This window comes from Bradyrhizobium sp. LB14.3 (assembly GCF_040547985.1).
Lineage (GTDB): Bacteria > Pseudomonadota > Alphaproteobacteria > Rhizobiales > Xanthobacteraceae > Bradyrhizobium.
This window is the reverse complement of the sequence record NZ_JBEPQT010000014.1, coordinates 140,285-159,201: the sequence shown is the minus strand read 5'-3', so window position 1 is coordinate 159,201 and position 18,917 is coordinate 140,285. Positions and strand designations below refer to the sequence as shown.

Here is an 18,917-nt window from a genome sequence, read left to right as displayed (position 1 = left end):
GTGCGCGCCGCGCAATCATTGCGCGAGACCGAGCCCTGCGAGTTCGGCGACGTGATCCGCGATCGCGAGCGATGACGTCAATCCGGGCGACTCGATGCCGAACAGATTGACCAGGCCTTCGACGCCGTGATCGCGCGGGCCCTGCATCAAGAAATCCTGCGTGGCCACCGCCGGCGGCACGATCTTCGGGCGGATGCCCGAATAGCTCGGCATGAGCGCGTCGTCAGGCAGCGTCGGCCAGTATTTGCGGATCGCCGGGTAGAAGCGCTCGGCGCGTGACGGGTCGACCTCGTAGTCGATCGTCTCGATCCATTCGACGTCAGGGCCGAAGCGTGCCTGCCCTGCCATGTCCAGCGTCAGGTGCACCCCTAGCCCGCCGGGCTCGGGCACCGGATAGATCAGGCGCGAGAACGGCGCCATCGCATTGCAGCTGAAGTAGTTTCCCTTGGCGAGATAGGCCCGCGGAATCCGGTCCAGCGGCATGCCGTCGATGTTGCGCGCTACCGTGGTCGCCGAGAGCCCCGCGGCGTTGACGAGGAGGCTGCATTGCAGCGTCATCGGCGCTTCGCCGCCCGCTTCGATCTCGATGACGCCGGCGGTCGCCTTGGCGCGGATCAGCGGGGTGTGAAACGCGAAGGCCGCACCCGCGTCCTCGGCTTCACCGCGTAGCGAGAGCATGTAGGCGTGGCTGTCGATGATGCCGGTCGACGGGGACAGCAGCGCGGCATCGCAGGCAAGCGCCGGCTCCAGCGCGCATGCCGCCTCGCCCGTGAGCAGCTGCATGTCGAGCACGCCATTGGCTTCGGCATGCGCCTTGATCGATTGCAGCTTCTCGGTCTCTTTCGGATTGGTCGCGACGATCAGCTTGCCGCAATTTCTGTGCGGGATGCCGCGCTCGGAGCAGTAGCGGTAGAGCGCGTGCTTGCCGTCGACGCACATGCGCGCCATCCAGCTCCCGGCGCGGTAGTAGATGCCGGCATGGATCACCTCGCTGTTGCGCGAGGAGGTGATGGTGCCGATGGCCTCGGCTTCCTCGAGCACGATCACCTCGCGCCCGGCTTGCGCCAGCTTTCGAGCCACCGCGAGCCCGACCACGCCGGCTCCGATGACGACGCAGTCGACCCTATCCATGGCTGTGCAGGACGTCCGCTCGAAGCGAAGGAGGCCTCAGGCCTGGGGAGGACGGCGCGGGGGCGTTTTCCGTTAAGGAGGCATTTATCATGTCAGGGCAATTGCCGTATTTGGCGTCACATTTTTCCGTTGCACGTACAGGCGTTTACCCGATCCAAACCGGCGAGACCAGACAATCCGACGTTGAAATCGCGGGTGGCTGATGGCTGAGAAGAACTGGCACGTGGGCAGCACGCTTCCGATTGCGGTGCAGGCCGTCGTGTGCCTGGCCGCAGCGGTCGCGCCTGCGCGCGCCTTTGCCCTCTCCGACAGCTTCGCCCCGCCGAGCTATCTCGGCGAGCTCAATCCCAACGTGATCTGGGAAGCCTTGATCGCGGGTGTCGTCATCTGCTCGTTCCTCGCCGCGATCGCGCTGTGGATCCATTCCTCGCTGCGCCGGACCAGGCGTCTGCAGCTGCGGCGCAATGCCTTCATCTCCTCCGCCATGAACAATCTCAACCAGGGCGTGGTGATGACGGATGCGCAGCGGCGCGTCATCTTCTGCAACGATCGCTATCTCGAGATTTACGGCCTCGGCCGTTCAGAGCTCTGGTCGGGCATGACGGGACCCGACATCCTCGCGTTGCGGCGCAAGCGTGGCGTCCTCGGCGTCGCCTCCGACGACGAGTTCTACGAAAAGGCGGCAAGCACCAACGGCTTGATCACCGAACTGCCGGACGGGCGGGCCATCCTGGTAAAATATTTCGTGCTGCCCAACGGCGGCTCGGTGGCGACGCATCTGGACGTTAGCGAGCAGCGCAGGCTGTCGCGGCAGCTCGCCTCCACCAAGCAGTTCCTGGAAACGGTGCTGGACAACGTGCCGGCCTGCGTGGCCGCGAAGAGCATCGAGGATGGCCGCTACATCTTCGCCAACAGCGCCTATGAGCGCTTCTGGGGATTTTCGCGGGACCAGGTTGTCGGCAAGAGCGCGCGCGAGCTGTTCGGGCCGAATTCGGCGGCCAGCATCGAGGCGACCGATCGGGCGGCGCTCATCGCGCCCGCCGGCCAGTACCGCAACGAATTCGAGGTCGAGCGCGGCGCGACCCAGCGCATGGTGGCCTCGATCCGGATCGTGGTCCGCAACGAGAGCAACAAGCCTGAATTCCTGCTGGTGGTGTTCGAGGACATCACCGACCGCCGCTCGCTGTCGCAGGAGCTGGAGAGCACGAAGAAGTTCTTGGAGCTCGTGGTCGACAACATCCCGGTGGCGCTGATCGTCGAGCAGGTCAAGGACGGCCGCTATCTGCTCGCCAACCGCAGCGCGGAGACGATACTGAACCGCAGACGCGAGGACGCCACGGGCCTGACCGCGTCCGACATCTTCAATCCCAAGGAAGCCAAGCTGATCATCGCGCGCGACGAAGCCGCGATCAAGAAGCGCGGGATGATCACCGAAGAGCATCCGATCTCGACCAAGGACGGCCTGCGACTGTTCCTCACCCGTCGCGCCACCGTGCTGAGCGACGCCGGCGAGCCGCAATATCTGATCAAGACCCACGAGGACGTCACCGATCGCCGGCAGACCGAGTCGCGCATGGCGCACATGGCCTATCATGACGGCCTCACCGATTTGCCGAACCGTGCCGCTTTCTTGCAGGCGCTGACCCAGATGATCGAGGCCTGCGAAGGCACCGGCGAGGAGTTTGCCGTTCTGTGCGTCGACCTCGACGGTCTCAAGGAGGTCAACGACGTCTTCGGTCATGCGCACGGCGACAAGCTTCTGGTCGAGGTGGCCCAGCGGCTCCAGGACTCCGCGCGCGGCGGCGTGGTGGCACGTCTGTCCGGCGACGAGTTCGGCCTGATCATCGATGGCAAACAACCTGAGGCAGGTCTCGCGCTGGCGCAGCAGATCGGTGATGCCGTCGCCAAGGAATTCCAGATCGACGGCCGCCCGGTCCGCGCCGGTGTCACCACGGGCATGTCGATCTTCCCGCACAACGGCGCCGACGGCGCCTCGCTGCTCGCCAATGCCGGCGCGGCGCTGTTCCGCGCCAAGCAGAAGTCGCGCGGCACGATCAGCCTCTTCCAGCCGGAGATGGACCAGCAGATCCGCGATCGCCGCGTGCTGCATCAGGACCTCTCGATGGCGATCAAGAACGGCGAGCTTTCGCTGGCGTTCCAGCCGCAGGGCGCCACGGGCCACAGCGTCGCCGAGAGCGAGATCATCGGCTTCGAGGCACTGGCGCGCTGGCAGCATCCGGTGCGCGGCCAGGTCTCCCCGGCCGAATTCATCCCGATCGCGGAGGAAAGCGGCCTCATCGTCGAGATGGGCGAGTGGATCCTGCGCGAGGCCTGCCGCGAGGCAGCGTCCTGGCCGAAGCCGCTCCAGGTCGCGGTCAATCTGTCTCCGGCGCAGTTCATGCACGGCGACGTGGTCGGGCTGGTCCATTCGATCCTGATCGAGACGGGTCTCGCACCCGGCCGGCTCGAGCTCGAGATCACCGAGGGCGTGCTGATCGAGGACTTTGATCGCGGACTTGCGCTGCTGCGGCGGCTCAAAGCGCTTGGCGTACGCATTTCGATGGACGATTTCGGCAGCGGTTATTCCTCGCTGAGCTATCTCCAGGCGTTCCCGTTCGACAAGATCAAGATCGATCGCGCCTTCATCATCAATCTCGGCCGCAACCCGCAATCGGCGGCGATCGTGCGCGCGGTGATCGATCTCGGCCATGGCCTGGAAATGTCGATCGTCGCCGAGGGCGTCGAGACGCTCGAACAGCTCGCCTTTCTCGCCGAGGAAGGATGTGACGGCGTGCAGGGCTATCTGCTCGGCAAACCCCTGCCGATCGGGAAATATGCCGGCCTCGTCGGCCGCGCTGAAGTCATGGAGCTTGCGCTCAAGACCGGCTAGAGATGGCGAGCGTTTCGCTCCTTCTCGACGGCTTCATGGCGGATTACGACCTTGCGATCATCGGTGGCGGGCTGAACGGTGTCAGCCTCGCGCGCGATGCCGCCGGCCGCGGCCTGCAGGTCATCCTGTTGGAGCAGGGCGATCTGGGCCGCGCGGCATCGTCGGCAACGCCGCGGCTGATCCAGGGCGATCTGTCGGTCCTGGAACGGCGCGGCTTCCGGCGGGTGCGCCGGGCGCTCGCCGAGCGCCGGACCTGGCTCCGGATCGCGCCGCATCTGGTCCGGCCGATGCGCTTCGTAATCCCGGCGCATTCCGATGAGCGTCCACCATGGCTGCTGCGCGCCGGCCTGTTCCTCTACGACAGCCTCACGAGCCGGAGCGGCCTGCCGGCGGCGACCACGCTCGACATCACGCATCATCCGGTCGGCAACGCGCTGAAACGACCGTTCGGCACGGCCTTCGAATATTCGGACTGCGTCGTCGACGATTCCCGCCTGGTGGTGCTCACGGCCCTGGATGCGGCCGAGCGTGGCGCTGCGATCCGGACCGGGGCACGCTGCGTGCGCGCCGATCGAACCGACACATGGCGGCTCGCGGTGGTCGATCGCGGCCATCGCCGCACGATCACGGCCCGGGCGCTGGCCAACGCCACCGGCGGCTGGACCTCGATTGTCGCGGAGACCGTGCTGCGGCAGCCGCAACCCGCCATGGCGGCGATGCAGATGAGCCAGATCGTCGTCCCACGGCTGTTTGATTCCGATAAAGTCTACGTTTTCCAGAACAGCGATGGCCGGCTGATCTTCGCGAGCCCCTTCGAGCGCGACTTCACGCTGATTGGCACGATCACGCACGATTTCACCGGCGATCCCGCGATCGTCGCGATGCCGTGGGCCGACGTCGGCTATCTCTGCGAAGCGGCCAGTCGCTATTTCCGCGAGCAGGTCGCCCCGACCGACGTGGTGCGCGTGGTCTCCGGCGTCAACCTGACGCTGGCGTCCGCGCGCCGGCGTGACGGCACGACGCTGTTCCACGCGCGGCGGCGCAAGGCGCCGCTGATCACGATGTTCGGCGGCGACGTCACCACCTCGCGCCTGCGCGCGGAGCGGGCAGTGACGAAGCTGACGCCGTTCTATCCGATGTCGCCGCCCTGGACCGCAGGCGAGGCGCTGCCGGGCGGAGATTTCGCCTGGGATCGTTTCGATACCGAGGTCGATCTCGCGCGTGACCGCTGGCGTTTTCTCTCGGAGCCGCAGACCCAGCGCCTGGTGGCGGCTTATGGTTCGCGCCTATCAGCGGTGCTCGGCGGAGCGAAAAGCCGTGACGATCTCGGCCCGGCTTTCGGCCCTGAGCTGACCGGGGCCGAGGTGCGCTATCTCATGACCCACGAATGGGCGCGCTTTCCCGAGGACATCCTGTGGCGCCGCTCCAAGCTCGGCCTGACGATGCCCGTGGCGGACCGCGATGCGCTGGCGGCGTTCATGGCGAACCTGAACTAATCAGAGCCGCGCGTGCCGGGCATCCTGCCGGGATCGCGAGCACCATGGCGGATGGCGTGGATGATGATCTCCTGGCTCCGAATCTCGTAGAAAACGAGAAACGGGTAGGGCGTTGTGGTTAGCCTCCGGATATCCGGATCGTCAGTTCGCAGGCCGATCTCAGGATGCGCCAGCAGCAGGCCGACCACGTCCTGAACGCGCTTTTGGACACGTGCTGCTCCCCGCGGTGACGTCGCTGAGATGTAGGTTAGAATCGAATCGAGATCGGCCAGCGCCGGAAGCGTATAGCGGATCTTCACAGGCCGTGTTTGGCCCAGGTCGCGCGGACTTGAGCCTCGGTTGCGAATTCGCCTCGCTTTGCAGCCTCCTTGGACGCGGCAATCGCCGACCGCTCGTCATCCGAGAGGATGACGGGGGCGGCCCCTTCCGCGCCGGCGAGCTGCATCACAATTCGGGCGATGTTATCCTGCGCGTCCGCCGGCAGACTGCGCGCGATTTTCAGGGCTTGATCCAGCAGCTTTGTCATCTCTGTAACCTTACGCCATTTGGGGGCTAGCATGAAGACCAATTCGGGCCGATCCGCCCCGACCCGGTTGAGGTAGGGGTGATCGGCCGCTAGCGTGCGGCGGAATCGGGGTTGGCGGGGACCATGACTGACAAGTTGCCCAGAACGAATGCCACGGCCAAGGCGGCCCGCGGGGACGCGCACCCGGCGGCCGGCGAGCCGCTGCTGCGCATCGAGGGCGTTGCCAAGACATTCGGGACGTTCCGCGCCGTGGACGGCGTGTCGCTCGACATCAAGGCCGGCGAGTTTTTCGCGCTGCTCGGGCCCAGCGGCTGCGGCAAGACCACGCTGCTGCGCATGCTCGCCGGCTTCGAGGCCCCGGACGAAGGGCGCATCCTGCTCGGCGGCAAGGACATCGCACAGGCGCTGCCGCATGAGCGGCCGATCAACATGATGTTCCAGAACTACGCGCTGTTTCCGCATCTCACGGTGCGCGACAACATCGCCTTCGGCCTGAAGCGCGCCGGCATGGCGCGCGCCGAGATCGCCACGCGTGTGGCGGAGATGGTCGCGCTGGTGAAGCTCGAAGGGCTGGAGAAGCGCAAGCCCGATCAGCTCTCGGGCGGCCAGCGCCAGCGCGTGGCGTTGGCGCGTGCACTGGCGCGACGCCCGCAGCTCCTCCTGCTCGACGAGCCGCTCGCGGCGCTCGACAAGAAGCTGCGCGAAAACACGCAAGGCGAGCTGATGGAGCTTCAGCGTCGGCTCGGCATGACCTTCATCATCGTCACCCACGATCAGGAGGAGGCGATGACGATGGCGAGCCGGATCGGCGTGATGAGGGACGGCAAGCTCGCGCAGGTCGCGAGTCCCCGCGAGCTCTACGAGGCTCCGCACTCGCGCTGGATCGCGGAGTTCGTCGGCGACGTCAATCTGTTCGACGGTGAGTTCAAGCTGCGCGACGGTCATCGACTGGTGATCGCCACGCAAGGTGCGGGCACGCTGGTGGTCGCCGAGCCGCGGGAACGGGTGGGCGAGAGCCATTTGTCGGTGGCCATTCGCCCCGAGAAGGTGAAGCTGTCCCGCCGCGGCCCGGTGGGCGAGATCGGCCATGCGGTGGCGATCAACAGTCTGGACGGCGTGATCGCCGACATCTGCTATCTCGGCGGCACCACCACTTACAAGGTGAAGCTCGACGCCGGTGGGATGATGCAGGCTGCAGTCGCCAACAGCGCGCGCCTGGACATCGATGCCTACAGCCTGAACCAGCATGTCGTCGCCTGGTTCACGCCCGACGACTGTGTGGTGCTGCCGTCATGAGCGCGCGCCGCATTTTTGCGCGACCGGCTCGCCTTGCCGCCATCATGCCCTATGTCTGGATGGTGCTGTTCTTCCTGGTGCCGTTCGGCTTCGTGCTGAAGATCAGCCTGTCGCAGACGGCGATCGCGCAGCCGCCTTACGAGCCGGTGTTCGACCTGACGCAAGGATGGGAGGCGCTGAAGGCTGCCTTTGCCGCGCTGTCTGTCGACAATTTCAGGCTGCTCGCCTCCGACGACATCTACATGTTCGCCTATGTGCGTAGCCTCACCGTCGCCGTCACCGCGACCGCGCTGTTGCTCCTGATCGGCTATCCCATCGCCTACGGCATGGCGCGGTTGCCGACGCGCTGGCAGGCGGTGGCAATGGTGCTGGTGATCGTGCCGTTCTGGACCTCGTTCCTGATCCGGATCTATGCCTGGATCAACATCCTCCAGCATGACGGCCTGCTCAACCAGATTCTGCTGGCGCTGCATCTGGTCAGCCAGCCGGTGGTATGGCTCTCCACCGACAGCGCGATGTATATCGGCATCGTCTATTCCTACTTGCCCTTCATGATCCTGCCGCTCTACGCCACGCTCGCCAAGATGGAGCCGGTGCTGGAGGAGGCCGCCTCCGATCTCGGCGCGCCGCCCTGGCAGGTGTTCTGGCTCGTCACCTTCCCACTGTCGCTCCCTGGCATCGGTGCCGGCGTGCTGCTGTGCTTCATCCCCATCGTCGGCGAGTTCGTCATCCCTGATCTCTTGGCCGGCTCCAATTCGCTGATGATCGGCCAGACGTTGTGGCTCGAATTCTTTACCAACAAGGACTGGCCGGTCGCCTCCGCCGCAGCCATCGTGCTGCTGGTGGTGCTGCTGGCGCCGCTGCTGCTGTACGAACGGCTCCAGAAGCGGCAGCTGGAACAGGCGCGGTGAGATGATGCGCAAGATCTCCCGCCTGTCCCGTTTCAACATCGCCTCGCTCGCACTGGGTCTGGGGTTCCTCTATCTGCCGATTCTCATCCTCGTCATCTATTCCTTCAACGCCTCGCGGCTGGTGACGGTGTGGGGCGGCTGGTCGCTGCGTTGGTATCAGGAACTCTTCAACGACCGCGCCATGATCGAGGCGGCCTGGATGAGCCTGCGGGTCGCGGTCTCCTCGGCGACCATTGCGACCCTGCTCGGCACGCTCGCGGCTGTGGCGCTGTCACGCGGCGAGCGTTTTCGCGGCCGCACGCTGTTTTCCGGCATGCTCTATGCGCCGCTGGTGATGCCGGAGGTGATCGCCGGGTTGTCGCTGCTGCTGCTGTTCGTGGCGCTGAACGCCGAGCGTGGCTTCTGGACCGTGACGATCGCGCACACCACGCTGACGATGTGCTTCGTTGCCGTCGTCGTGCAGTCCCGCCTCGGCTCACTTGATCGCTCGCTGGAAGAGGCCGCCATGGATCTCGGCTGCGATCCCGTCCGCGCTTTTCTGGCGGTGACGTTGCCGCTGATCGCCCCCGCGATCGTCGCCGGCTGGATGCTGGCCTTTACGCTATCGCTGGACGATCTCGTGATCGCGAGCTTCACCACAGGGCCCGGTTCGGCGACCCTGCCGATCCGGATCTATTCCGAGGTGCGGCTTGGCGTGAAGCCCGAGATCAATGCCATCTGCACGCTGGTGATAGGCCTGATCGCGGTGGTCATCGTCATCGCCTCGCTCGCCTCGAAACTGTCGAGCTCGCAGGGCGAGAGCGCGGCGCCATTGTAGTCTCATAGGACGATGAATCGCGCGGAAGAATGGCGTCAACTTGAGGAGGCTCTCACAAATCTGGTTGGGTCGATATCATCTCAACTCTCTCGCAGAGACCGTGAGCTACTGACTGAGTTTATCGAGAATCGAGAATTTGGCGTCGCGCTGGAATGGCTGCACTCGTCAATCATAGGAAATGATCTTCGGCCCTCTTCGGGCCAGCAACTTGAAATTCAACGATTGACGGCAGCGATGAATATCGACCTGTCGTAGCCGCTGCCCACGACAGGTATTCGGGTCGATGATCGCGCGAGATCGAGATTACGACTTCACCGCGCCCGCCGTGAGCCCGCCCACCATGTAGCGGCGGAAGGCGTAGTAGATCGCGGCCGGTGGCAGCGCGTAGATGAAGCCGGTCGTCATCAACAGCTCCCACGGCGAGTCGTCGGCAGCGAGGAAGTTGCCGAGCGCGACGGGGAGGGTGATCTCGCGGTCGTTCGAGAGCAGCAGGAACGCGTAGAGGTATTCGTTCCAGGCGAGCAGCACCGCATAGGTGCCGATCGCGACCAGCGAGGGCATCATCAACGGCAAATAGACCAGGCGGAAGATCTGGAGGGTGGTCGCGCCGTCCATCACGGCGGCCTCGTCCAACTCGACCGGCAGCTTGTCGGAGGCCTGCTTGAGCACCCAAATTGCGTAGGGGCTGGCGATCGTCACCATGGCCAGGATCAGCGACCAATGATTGTTGAGCAGGCCGTAATTGCCCATGGTGCGGTACATCGGCACGGCGAGGAAGGCCGCCGGGATGAAGTAGGTGAACAGCGCGAGGTTCATCACGATGCGTCCGCCGGGCACGCGCAGGCGCGAGATCGAGAACGCTGCCGCGGTCGCGATGACCAGTGTCAGCACGCCGACGGCCGCCGCGATCACCAGCGAATTCCAGAACTGCACGTAGAAGTCGCGCAGGAAATAATGCTGCTGCTTGAACACGATTTCGAAGTTGTGCAGCGTCGGATGATCCGGCCACAGTTTGCCCGAGAACGCGTCCTCCTTCGGCGAGATCGCGAACAGGAACATGTGATAGATCGGTATCATCGTCCACAGGAAGACGGGAATGCCGATCAGGAGCAGCCGCGATTCGGTCGCGACATCGCGTAGAGAGGGAAGCTTCATCGCGACAACCGTTTCATCATGAAATACATCAGCGGGAGGACGAACGGTACCGCGCAGACGATTGAGGCCATCGCGAGCGAGAGCTGGTCGAGCCGGAGATAGCGGATGCCGAGCGTCGACAACACGTGCGTGAGGTCGGCCGGGCCGCCGCCGGTGAGCAGATAGACGCTGTTGAAGTCGCCGAGCGTCCAGATCATCGAGAGCAGTGTGCAGGTGATGTAGAGCGTCTGCAGCGACGGCCAGGTAATGTAACGGAATTTCTGCCACCAGCTCGCGCCGTCGACCTCTGCGGCCTCGAACAGATCTTGCGCGATCGCAAGGCGTCCGGTCATCAGAATCAGCGTCCAGAACGGCAGCGACTTCCAGATGTGGACGCCGATCGCCATGGTCAGCGCCACGGTCGGGTCGTTCAGCCAATTCGGGCCGTCATCGCCGGTCAAGGAGAAGATGAAGTGGTTGACCATGCCCCATTCGGGGTTGAACATGAAGCGCACCGACAGAATGGTCGGGATCGACGGCACTGCCCAGGGCAGGATGAAGATCACCGAGAGCCATTTGATCCAGGTGCGCTGCTGGGCGAAGAAGCCGGACAGGAACAGCGCGATCAGCATCTTGATGTTGATGCCGATGAGCAGGAAGATCAGCGTGTTGACGGCTGCGCGCGCGAAGATCGGGTCGTTGTAGAGCGCGACATAATTGGACGGGGCCCGCGCCAGCCATAGCCCGTAACCGACGGGGTAGACGACGAAGGCGAGGAAAACGAGCAAATAGGGTGCGAGCAGCACGATGCCCCAGATTTGCGGCGGGGTCAGCCGCGACGACAAGGGCGGTGCGGGGATCGACTGATCGCCAGAGAGCGTAATCGCCATTCTTTTCGGACTCTTCAAAGAGTTGCCGGCCGCGAAACGCGGCCGGTGTTGTTCTTATACCTTCCCACGCAGAGCGGGGAGAGGGGTGGGATGAATTAACCCGCGACCTGCTTGATGCGGACGATCAGCTCGTCGACGGCCTTGTCGACCGGCACCTTCTCGCTGACCACCCGGTTCATAGCCTTGGCCCAGACGTTCTCGTTGTTCAGAATCGTGAACTTCCAGTTCTTGGTGAAGTCGAACGGCGCGGTGCCGCCCGTGAACTGGGCATAGACCGCCCTGCGGTGCTTGTCGGCCTGCCAGAACGGGCTGGCCTGGCTTTCCTTCGTCACCGGGAACCAGCGGCCGAGCGCGCCCTCGATATAGGGGCGAACGTTCTCTTCCTGGAGCAGGAAGCTGATGAACTGCTTGGCCTCGGCCTTGTTCTTGGCCGCGGTGAAGACCAGCCCGGTCTTGACGTCGGAGCGGTAGCGAATGGTTGAACCATCCGGTGCCTTGGGGAAGGACGCCGTCACGATGTCCTGCTCGTAAGCCTTCTTGCCGGCGTCGCGCTGGTCCTGCGTGAGAGCCTGGTTCTGGGAATCTTCGTACCATTTCGCCGCGATCGAGATCGTGAAGTTGTGGGTCATCACGATGGTCTTGTTGTGGAAGGCGACGTTGTTGTCCGGATCCTTCCAGGTCGTGGAGGACGGCGGCGTGCAACCTTTGATGTAGGTGTCGGTGTAGTCCTTCAGCGCCTTGATCAGGTTCTCGCGAACCTTGGGATCGTCGACCGTGAGCTTGCCGTCGTCGTCGACCAGCTTGACGTGGTAGGCGTCCATGAAGGTGTAGAACGACTGAAAGGCGTCGGTGGATTCCACGCCCATCGGCTGGCCGACGCCATAGATGCGCTGGCCGGTGGCTTTACGGATCCCCGGTTGCACCTTGTCGCACCAGAACGTCCAGTAACCTGCCCAGTCGGTCGGGATGTCGGCGAGCTTGAAGCCGGCCTTCTCCAGCATGTCGTTCCAGATCTCGACATGCATGCTCTGCTGCTTCAGTGGGAAGCCGTAATAGGCTTTCTTCTTGGTGACGTCGTTATAGAGGATCGACGCATCCAGCGTGTTCTGCACGAACCGGCCCTTGATCGGCTCCATCACGTCCGTGAGGTCCTCGAGCTTGCCCTCATAGGCCCACTTGCCCTGCGCCTGCACGTCATAGGAATCGGAATAGGCGACATCGGGCACGGTACCGGCATCGAGCGCGGCGACCGTCTTCGGAATCATGTCCTGGATCGCGTACTGCGACAATTCGACCTTGATGCCGGTCTTGGCTTCGAACTTCTTGATCGTTTCGAGCAGCGCGTCGTCTTCGGAACGGTAGAAGCCCTTGCCCCACCAGACCGTAATCGTCTTCTGCTGCGCAAATGCGGGTGCAGCGGCTGCAAGCAGCCCGGCCGCAGCGACCGCCAATGATACTGCGCCAATAACCTTGGATTTCACGTTTATCTCCCTCAAACGGCCGGTGTTTTTAACCGGTCGTATAAAACACTAGCCCATGGCCGTCAGCCGATCTAGCGGCATCTTGTCAGACATAGGTCGTGGGTGTCGGGCGAGAGAAGATGCTTAATGTGCGCATCAATCCAATCGCCGCATCAATTCGCCCTGATCAATTCGCGCCGATCGGCTGGTGTCGCTTGATCGCTGTTCCTAGTTGGACTTCGCGCCTTGCTTGGCATTCTCCGCCGTCGGCGATTCGGCCGGTGCGGAACGTTTTCCGCTGCCGGTGATGCGCTCGATCGCGGAGCGCACCGCGTCGCCCGGCTTGCGGTCCTTGAGCAAGTCGAGCAGCGGCGCTGAAGCCGGCGAGCGACGGATCAGGCTTTCCGGATCGGGGAAGACCAGGGGATCGTCCCACGGGCCCTGCACCACGAAGGGCAATTCGAAGCCCGACGCGCTATTGAGGCTGGCCACGCCCTTCATGTCATATTCACGCGTCGGCACCGAGGCGGTGCCGGTCATCGTGATCTTCGCCGCAGGTCCTTCGACGCGGATGTCCTCGGCGGTGGCGACGCCGTCGGAGAACTTCACCGCGATGGTGAGATTGTCGTAAGGGGTGGTGCCGTTGCGGAAATTGCCGCCGCCGGACAGCGGCCGGCGCTCCAGCCGCTTCAGGAGCTGCTCGGCATTGAAGCCCGAGATCGCGCCGTCATGTCCGGTCACGGTGGCGCTGCCGTCGAGCGACTGCACGAGGCCGAACGGGCTCGAGCCGGAAGCGAGGAGCGAGACGTTGATGTTGCCGCGGCCGGACAGCTTGGTGATGCCGAACAGCTCGGAGGCGCAGGCCTGGAGGTCGACGTCGGTGAACTGGAATTGCGCCTTGATGTCGGCGACGGTGTCGGAGCGCGCGATGCCGAACGAGCCCTTGGCGATACCGCCATAGACCTGGGCCTCGCCGACCGAGAGCGCCAGCGTGCCATTGCGCAGATTCGCGCCGATCGCGGTGCGGCCGAGTTTCGACGCGCCGACCGTCAGCTTGGCTGCCGACAGGCGCATGTCGAGGTCGGTGGTCGATAGGGCGTTGAGATCGAACAGCTGCCTGTTCCAGTCGCGCGCGCCGCTCGCGAGCAGGCGGAAGGTCGAGATATAAGGTGTGAAGTCGAGCGCGTCGGCGGCGAGCGTCGCCTGCAGCGTCTGCCGGCCGTTATTGGCGTAGGTCATTACGCCCTCGGCGCTGTTGCCGTCGAGCTCGATATTGACGTTGGTGAGCGCGATCGAGGCGCCGACGACATTGGCGCGCGCCTTCAGCGCGAAGCGGCCGAAGCCGCCGCTGGCAGGCTGCGGCTGGCCGGTCCAGCGCAGCGCGTTGCGCAAGGACGGGCTGTCGATGGTGAGCGTGCCCTCCATCATCGGGCTGGTGCGGTTGGCGACGCTGCCGTCGAACGCGAGCTTGAGCGGGGCGCTCGCGATCCGCGCCTTCAACCCCGAACGGTCGCCGGAAAGGGCGGCGACGAAATCGGCGAAGCTGATCGAGCCGTCGACGCGCTCGCCGCGCCAGTCGAATTGTCCGGTCGCGGCGAAGGAGCGCGAGATCGAGGGCCACGCCAGCGACAGGTCGATGTCCTCGAACTTCTCGGTGCCGTGCGTGGCAGCGTTCTCGTAATTGAGCACGCCGTCCTGGATCCGGATTTCGGAGAACGACACCTGATTCTCGGCGCCGGGCTTCATGGTGCGCGCGATGGTCTGGATGAAGGGCGTCCAGTTGCTTTCGCCGTCCGGCTTCAGGCTGACATGGATGCGCGGCCGCAGCAGCGTCAGGTCGGCGATCTCGAACCGTTGCAGCAGCAGCGGCAGCAGCCGCAGGTTCGCGGTGAGCACGTCGACATGGAGCGCGGGATCGCTGGTGCCGCCGCCCTTCAGGCCGACGTCATGGAAGGAGATGTAGCTCGCCGGCAGCACCGAAATGTCGATTGCGCCGTTGACGCTGAGCTCGAGCCCGGTGACAACGCGGATCTGCGCTTCCACTGCCTTGCGCAGCGCGTCGCGGTTGATGAGCCAGGAAGTCGCGATCAGGGCGATCAGCGCGCCGCCGAGCAGCGCCGCGATCGGCGTCCCGAGGCGCTTTATTCCTTGGGCCATGGTCAATGGCATGTCCTGATCGGGTTGGTCGTTGGAGCCAGAAGGGCGGGCCGGTAAACCTGCGTGCCCACACCCAACCCCCGCAACTTGATGGGTTTTCTTGTCGCTTTCAAGGCCGCGGACGGTTCTGCCCACGGCGTGGGCAGCTTCTACCACCAGGCTACCGGGCGGAGAACCCCGTATCATTGACGGCTTCGGACGATTTCGCCTAATAATCGCCGCCAATAAGGCGCGACGCCTGCAAGCCGAAGGTTCACTCGAAGGTTATTTGCATGAACAAGGTCTATCCCGACGCCAGGTCGGCTCTTGAGGGCGTTCTGAAAGACGGCATGATGATCATGTCGGGCGGCTTCGGCCTCTGCGGCATTGCCGAGACGCTGTCGGACGCGATCCGCGAGTCCGGCGTCAAGGACCTGACGGTCGTCTCCAACAATGCCGGCGTCGATGGCATCGGGCTTAGCCGCCTGCTCGAAACCCGGCAGATCAAGAAGATGATCTCGTCCTATGTCGGCGAGAACAAGCTGTTCGCCCAGCAATTCCTCGCCGGTGAGCTGGAACTCGAATTCAACCCGCAGGGCACGCTGGCCGAGCGCATCCGCGCGGGCGGCGCCGGCATTCCGGCCTTCTACACCAAGACCGGCGTCGGCACGCTGATCGCCGAAGGCAAGGAAGTGAAGGAATTCGACGGACAGAAATACCTGATGGAGCGCGGCTTGTTCGCCGACCTCGCCATCGTCCACGCCTGGAAGGGCGACACCGCCGGCAACCTCATCTACCGCAAAACCGCGCGCAACTTTAACCCGATGATGGCAACCGCCGCCAAAGTCACGGTGGCCGAGGTCGAGCATCTGGTTCCGGCCGGCGAACTCAATCCCGACCACATCCACACGCCCGGTCTTTTCGTAAAGCGCATCGTCGAGGTCGGAACGGCCAAGAAGCGCATCGAATTCCGCAACACCCGCCCGCGCACCGCCGCTTAAGCGTATCAGGAGATACACATGGCCTGGACCCGTGAACAGATGGCTGCGCGCGCCGCGAAGGAATTGCGTGACGGCTATTACGTCAATCTCGGCATCGGCATCCCGACGCTGGTCTCGAACTACATCCCTGATGGCGTCGATGTCAGCCTGCAGAGCGAGAACGGCATGCTCGGCATGGGACCGTTCCCGTACGAGGGCGAAGAGGACGCCGATCTCATCAACGCCGGCAAGCAGACCGTGAGCGAGCTGCCCTCGACCTCGTATTTCTCGAGCGCTGACTCTTTCGGCATGATCCGCGGCGGCCACATGGACCTGTCGATCCTCGGCGCAATGCAGGTGGCCCAGAACGGCGATCTCGCCAACTGGATGATCCCCGGCAAGATGGTCAAGGGCATGGGCGGCGCGATGGATCTCGTCGCCGGCGTCAAGCGCGTCGTCGTGGTGATGGAGCATTCGGCCAAGGACGGCTCGAAGCTTCTGAAGCAGTGCAATCTGCCGCTGACCGGCGAGCGCGTGGTCGACATGGTGGTGACTGACCTGGCCGTCTTCACCATCGACAAGCATGGCAACGGCGGCATGGCGTTGATCGAGCTCGCCGACGGCGTCTCGCTCGACGAGGTCAAGGCCAAGACCGAAGCCGAATTCCGCGTCGCGCTGAAGAACACGTAAGATCTTGGCAAAAGGGGGCGCGCATGACGATAAGGTCTGCGCGTCCTGAAGACGCCGATTTTATCGCACAAACCATCCTGTCATCGCAGCGCGGCTACCGGCCGCGCGGCTGGTTCGACGTTGCGCTCGGCTGGCCTGAAACACAGTGCCGCGATTTCATCGCCCGCGTCGCGGTCGCGCGCGCGGTGTCGATGTGGCACGTGTCGCAATTTCTGGTCGCCGAGATCGACGGGCAGCCGGGCGCCGCGCTCTGCGCCGTGCCTGCGGCGGGCACGGGACCCGCGGCGTGGCGTGCGATCGAGGAGGTCGGTGCTGCGACCGGGCTCCCCGCTTCGGACCTGGACGCCATCCGCCAACGCGGCGCCTACACGCGCGCCTGCTGGGTTCAGGGCGGCGAGGGCGATTGGATGATCGAGTATGTCGCGACCGAGCCCGCCTATCGCGGCCGCGGCCTGGTGCAGGCGTTGATTACGCATGCGCTGGAGAAGGGCCGTGCGGCTGGATTTGCCCGGGCGACAATTTCGTTCCTGATCGGCAACGAGGCCGCCGAGCGCGCCTACGCCAAGGCCGGATTTGTCTTTGCGGAAGAGAAGCGCGATCCCGCCTTCGAGGCGATCATCGGCGCGCCGGGCTTTCGCATGTTCGTGCGGACGATGTGATCGGCCTTGAAATTCAGGCTGCGGCCGCCGCCGGTGGCCGGACGCCTTTGCGCCATGCGGTGATGGTGCAGCCGAAGCGGCCGCGGAACCAGCGGGCCATGGCGCTCTGTGCGGAGAAGCCGAGCTGCACGGCGATGTCGGCCAGCGGCCGGTCAGGGTCGTCGATCAGCTGGACCACGAGATCGGCGCGCTGCGTGTCGTGAATGGCCGAGAAGCTGGTGCCGGCTTCGGCGAGGTGGCGGTGGATGGTGCGGCGGGTGCAGGCGAGGTGCTCGGCCACGCGCTCGACCGTGCAGTCGCCGCTGGCGAGCAGGAGGCGCACGACCTCGTCGACCTTCTCCTCCCAGCTTGCCGGCCGTGTCTCGATCGCCTCGATCCGCTTGCGCAGATAGCTCGCGATCAGCGGATGCGCGCTCGGGATCCGGCGCTCCATGTCGTGTGCCGACAACAGGATCGAATCGTTCTCCGCATTGAAAGTCACACGGCAGCCGTAGAACTCGCGGTAGCGCTTGCGGTCGTGCGGCGGTGGATAATGCAGGTGAACTTCCTGCGGCCGCCAATCGCTGCCGAACAGCGACTGAATGATGCGGTGGACGCTCCCGAGCGCCATGTCGATCGACTGCCGCGGCGCGGTCGGTTGGCGGCCACGCAGATGCAGCGTAACGGTCACGGTCTGCTTGTTGCGGGTGACGTCCAGCTTCATGCCGTCGTGATGGATGGGGATGAAGCGCGAGAAGGCTTCGATGGCTTCGCCGACGGTCGCCTGTTCGCGCACGATCAGGCCAACCGCGCCGAAATTGGTCAGCCCGCCGCGCTCGGCGAGCCGCAAGCCGAAATCTTCGGCCCCGGAAGCTTCTGCCGACAATTCGAGCAGGCGGCGGAGACCGGTGACGGCAATGGGCGTGTCGGGCTTTTCGAGGCAGGCCAGCGGCAGCCTGACCTTGCGCATCATCTGTTTGGGGTCGAGCCCGACCGACCGGGCGACCTCCGGGTAATAGCTCAAGCCTGCGCTGCGAATGAGGTCGGTCATGCGACCCGTTCCAGTCAGCCATTCCCGCAGATGTCCCGAAATGTAAAGTTTCTGTCCCGATCCGTCAAATCCGGAAACAGGGTGGAACATACATAAGTGAAACCGAAGCACTGGCGCGGATGCCGTGCTCACGACGCGGGGCGCTATGAGGCCCTCGGCCGTCTCGGATCATTTGAGCAAGACATTATTGGATCGGGATCATGCCGGGAAACATGCTTTCCAAGGGTGAGGTATTCGTCATCGACACCGACGCGGTCTCCCGCGAACAACTTTCCACCGCGCTCCAACACAGCGCCTATGACGTGATCTGCTTCGCCGACGGTGCGTCTCTGCTGTCGGAAGCCAAGGCGCGGATGCCGGCTTGCGTGGTGCTGGATATGCCGCCCGATCGCTCCGGCCTCGACGTGCTCAAGCGCCTGCGTGAGGAAAACTGCATGGCGCCGGTGCTGGTGACTGCGGCTAACGGCAGCATCGCCATGGCGGTTGACGCGATCAAGAGCGGCGCGGCCGATTTCATCGAAAAACCGTTCCGCACCCACGATATCGTCGACCGGATCGATGCCGCCATCGACGAATTCGCACAGCCCGGCTCTCACCGACAGCGCTGGCTGCCCGGCTGCGAACCCCTGGCCGGGCGTGAAGGCGACGTGCTCGAACATCTCGCCGCCGGCCTCACCAACAAGGAGATCGCCCGACGCATGCATTTGAGCGCACGGACGGTCGAGGGCTATCGCGCCGGCATCCTGAAAAAGGCCGGAGCCAAGAACGTCACCGATCTGCTCCGCCGCATCTTCGGCCAGGGTTCGCCCACCCAAGCCTAAAGTCTCAAGTCAAAAGCTTCGCCGCGGGACGCCACGATCCGCGGCCTTGG

17 protein-coding genes are annotated in these 18,917 nt (G+C 64.4%); 9 read left to right on the top strand and 8 right to left on the bottom strand.

All coding sequences use genetic code 11. From position 1 onward, the window contains the following. Positions 1–15 precede the first annotated feature (15 nt). Positions 16–1,131, bottom strand: coding sequence for an NAD(P)/FAD-dependent oxidoreductase (locus tag ABIB00_RS24265; RefSeq protein ID WP_247343154.1), 1,116 nt, complete (start codon positions 1,129–1,131; stop codon positions 16–18). Positions 1,132–1,333: 202 nt separating this feature from the next. Here ABIB00_RS24265 and ABIB00_RS24260 point away from each other — a divergent pair, with 202 nt between their 5' ends. After that, positions 1,334–4,021: a sensor domain-containing protein gene (locus tag ABIB00_RS24260; protein WP_354106103.1), complete on the top strand. Its 2,688-nt coding sequence runs from the start codon at positions 1,334–1,336 to the stop codon at positions 4,019–4,021. Between the two features lie 35 nt (positions 4,022–4,056). Beyond that, the gene (locus ABIB00_RS24255) at positions 4,057–5,517 is read left to right on the top strand and encodes a glycerol-3-phosphate dehydrogenase (RefSeq protein ID WP_354106129.1); all 1,461 of its coding nucleotides are present in this window, start codon (positions 4,057–4,059) and stop codon (positions 5,515–5,517) included. Here the strand turns inward: ABIB00_RS24255 and ABIB00_RS24250 are convergent. Both ABIB00_RS24250 and ABIB00_RS24245 read right to left on the bottom strand, forming a co-directional pair. Next, positions 5,514–5,816, bottom strand: coding sequence for a type II toxin-antitoxin system RelE/ParE family toxin (locus ABIB00_RS24250; RefSeq protein ID WP_354106102.1), 303 nt, complete (start codon positions 5,814–5,816; stop codon positions 5,514–5,516). The two genes, ABIB00_RS24255 and ABIB00_RS24250, sit on opposite strands and share 4 nt — an antisense overlap. Further along, a complete protein-coding gene (locus ABIB00_RS24245) occupies positions 5,813–6,043 on the bottom strand; it encodes a hypothetical protein (RefSeq protein ID WP_247343162.1) in 231 nt (76 codons plus the stop codon). The genes ABIB00_RS24250 and ABIB00_RS24245 overlap by 4 nt, the downstream gene beginning before the upstream one ends. A 123-nt stretch (positions 6,044–6,166) precedes the next feature. On the opposite strand from ABIB00_RS24245, the gene ABIB00_RS24240 reads away from it, so the two are divergent. From ABIB00_RS24240 to ABIB00_RS24230, 3 genes are read left to right on the top strand one after another with little or no spacing between them, the layout of a single operon-like run. Further along, positions 6,167–7,339 (top strand): ABC transporter ATP-binding protein, encoded by a 1,173-nt coding sequence (locus ABIB00_RS24240; RefSeq protein ID WP_354106101.1) that lies wholly within the window; start codon positions 6,167–6,169, stop codon positions 7,337–7,339. Continuing rightward, on the top strand, positions 7,336–8,250 hold the full coding sequence (locus ABIB00_RS24235; protein WP_354106100.1) for an ABC transporter permease: 915 nt from the start codon (positions 7,336–7,338) through the stop codon (positions 8,248–8,250). The genes ABIB00_RS24240 and ABIB00_RS24235 overlap by 4 nt, the downstream gene beginning before the upstream one ends. 4 nt (positions 8,251–8,254) lie before the next feature. Then, positions 8,255–9,067 carry an ABC transporter permease gene (locus tag ABIB00_RS24230; protein WP_354106128.1) on the top strand — a complete coding sequence of 271 codons (813 nt, stop codon included), beginning with the start codon at positions 8,255–8,257 and terminating at the stop codon, positions 9,065–9,067. Positions 9,068–9,370: 303 nt separating this feature from the next. On the opposite strand, the gene ABIB00_RS24225 is transcribed toward ABIB00_RS24230, so the two are convergent. The 4 genes from ABIB00_RS24225 to ABIB00_RS24210 form a co-directional block, all read right to left on the bottom strand. Continuing rightward, a complete protein-coding gene (locus ABIB00_RS24225) occupies positions 9,371–10,222 on the bottom strand; it encodes a carbohydrate ABC transporter permease (RefSeq protein ID WP_247343175.1) in 852 nt (283 codons plus the stop codon). Continuing rightward, positions 10,219–11,091, bottom strand: coding sequence for a carbohydrate ABC transporter permease (locus ABIB00_RS24220; protein WP_247343177.1), 873 nt, complete (start codon positions 11,089–11,091; stop codon positions 10,219–10,221). The genes ABIB00_RS24225 and ABIB00_RS24220 overlap by 4 nt, the downstream gene beginning before the upstream one ends. Before the next feature lie 95 nt (positions 11,092–11,186). Continuing rightward, positions 11,187–12,572: an ABC transporter substrate-binding protein gene (locus ABIB00_RS24215; protein WP_247447518.1), complete on the bottom strand. Its 1,386-nt coding sequence runs from the start codon at positions 12,570–12,572 to the stop codon at positions 11,187–11,189. 207 nt (positions 12,573–12,779) lie between these two features. Next, on the bottom strand, positions 12,780–14,708 hold the full coding sequence (locus tag ABIB00_RS24210) for an AsmA family protein (RefSeq protein WP_354106099.1): 1,929 nt from the start codon (positions 14,706–14,708) through the stop codon (positions 12,780–12,782). Positions 14,709–14,980: 272 nt separating this feature from the next. Here ABIB00_RS24210 and ABIB00_RS24205 point away from each other — a divergent pair, with 272 nt between their 5' ends. From ABIB00_RS24205 to ABIB00_RS24195, 3 genes are read left to right on the top strand one after another with little or no spacing between them, the layout of a single operon-like run. Beyond that, positions 14,981–15,688, top strand: coding sequence for a CoA transferase subunit A (locus ABIB00_RS24205; protein WP_247343184.1), 708 nt, complete (start codon positions 14,981–14,983; stop codon positions 15,686–15,688). Between the two features lie 18 nt (positions 15,689–15,706). After that, positions 15,707–16,357, top strand: coding sequence for a CoA transferase subunit B (locus tag ABIB00_RS24200; protein WP_247343187.1), 651 nt, complete (start codon positions 15,707–15,709; stop codon positions 16,355–16,357). Positions 16,358–16,380: 23 nt separating this feature from the next. Next, positions 16,381–17,016: a GNAT family N-acetyltransferase gene (locus tag ABIB00_RS24195; RefSeq protein WP_247447522.1), complete on the top strand. Its 636-nt coding sequence runs from the start codon at positions 16,381–16,383 to the stop codon at positions 17,014–17,016. A gap of 13 nt (positions 17,017–17,029) precedes the next feature. On the opposite strand, the gene ABIB00_RS24190 is transcribed toward ABIB00_RS24195, so the two are convergent. Beyond that, positions 17,030–18,046 (bottom strand): AraC family transcriptional regulator, encoded by a 1,017-nt coding sequence (locus ABIB00_RS24190; protein WP_247447523.1) that lies wholly within the window; start codon positions 18,044–18,046, stop codon positions 17,030–17,032. 200 nt (positions 18,047–18,246) lie between these two features. Between ABIB00_RS24190 and ABIB00_RS24185 the strand changes: the two genes are divergently transcribed. Further along, a complete protein-coding gene (locus tag ABIB00_RS24185; protein WP_354106098.1) occupies positions 18,247–18,867 on the top strand; it encodes a response regulator transcription factor in 621 nt (206 codons plus the stop codon). The last annotated feature ends 50 nt before the right edge of the window (positions 18,868–18,917 follow it).

What these genes read in the sequence shown, in the direction of transcription:
- ABIB00_RS24195 (WP_247447522.1), top strand. Translation starts at nt 16,381, where the DNA reads ATGACGATAAGGTCTGCGCGTCCTGAAGACGCCGATTTTATCGCACAA.
- ABIB00_RS24200 (WP_247343187.1), top strand. Translation starts at nt 15,707, where the DNA reads ATGGCCTGGACCCGTGAACAGATGGCTGCGCGCGCCGCGAAGGAATTG.
- ABIB00_RS24210 (WP_354106099.1), bottom strand. Translation starts at nt 14,708, where the DNA reads ATGGCCCAAGGAATAAAGCGCCTCGGGACGCCGATCGCGGCGCTGCTC.
- ABIB00_RS24225 (WP_247343175.1), bottom strand. Translation starts at nt 10,222, where the DNA reads ATGAAGCTTCCCTCTCTACGCGATGTCGCGACCGAATCGCGGCTGCTC.
- ABIB00_RS24190 (WP_247447523.1), bottom strand. Translation starts at nt 18,046, where the DNA reads ATGACCGACCTCATTCGCAGCGCAGGCTTGAGCTATTACCCGGAGGTC.
- ABIB00_RS24235 (WP_354106100.1), top strand. Translation starts at nt 7,336, where the DNA reads ATGAGCGCGCGCCGCATTTTTGCGCGACCGGCTCGCCTTGCCGCCATC.
- ABIB00_RS24205 (WP_247343184.1), top strand. Translation starts at nt 14,981, where the DNA reads ATGAACAAGGTCTATCCCGACGCCAGGTCGGCTCTTGAGGGCGTTCTG.
- ABIB00_RS24185 (WP_354106098.1), top strand. Translation starts at nt 18,247, where the DNA reads ATGCCGGGAAACATGCTTTCCAAGGGTGAGGTATTCGTCATCGACACC.
- ABIB00_RS24255 (WP_354106129.1), top strand. Translation starts at nt 4,057, where the DNA reads ATGGCGGATTACGACCTTGCGATCATCGGTGGCGGGCTGAACGGTGTC.
- ABIB00_RS24240 (WP_354106101.1), top strand. Translation starts at nt 6,167, where the DNA reads ATGACTGACAAGTTGCCCAGAACGAATGCCACGGCCAAGGCGGCCCGC.
- ABIB00_RS24265 (WP_247343154.1), bottom strand. Translation starts at nt 1,131, where the DNA reads ATGGATAGGGTCGACTGCGTCGTCATCGGAGCCGGCGTGGTCGGGCTC.
- ABIB00_RS24220 (WP_247343177.1), bottom strand. Translation starts at nt 11,091, where the DNA reads ATGGCGATTACGCTCTCTGGCGATCAGTCGATCCCCGCACCGCCCTTG.
- ABIB00_RS24245 (WP_247343162.1), bottom strand. Translation starts at nt 6,043, where the DNA reads ATGACAAAGCTGCTGGATCAAGCCCTGAAAATCGCGCGCAGTCTGCCG.
- ABIB00_RS24230 (WP_354106128.1), top strand. Translation starts at nt 8,255, where the DNA reads ATGCGCAAGATCTCCCGCCTGTCCCGTTTCAACATCGCCTCGCTCGCA.
- ABIB00_RS24260 (WP_354106103.1), top strand. Translation starts at nt 1,334, where the DNA reads ATGGCTGAGAAGAACTGGCACGTGGGCAGCACGCTTCCGATTGCGGTG.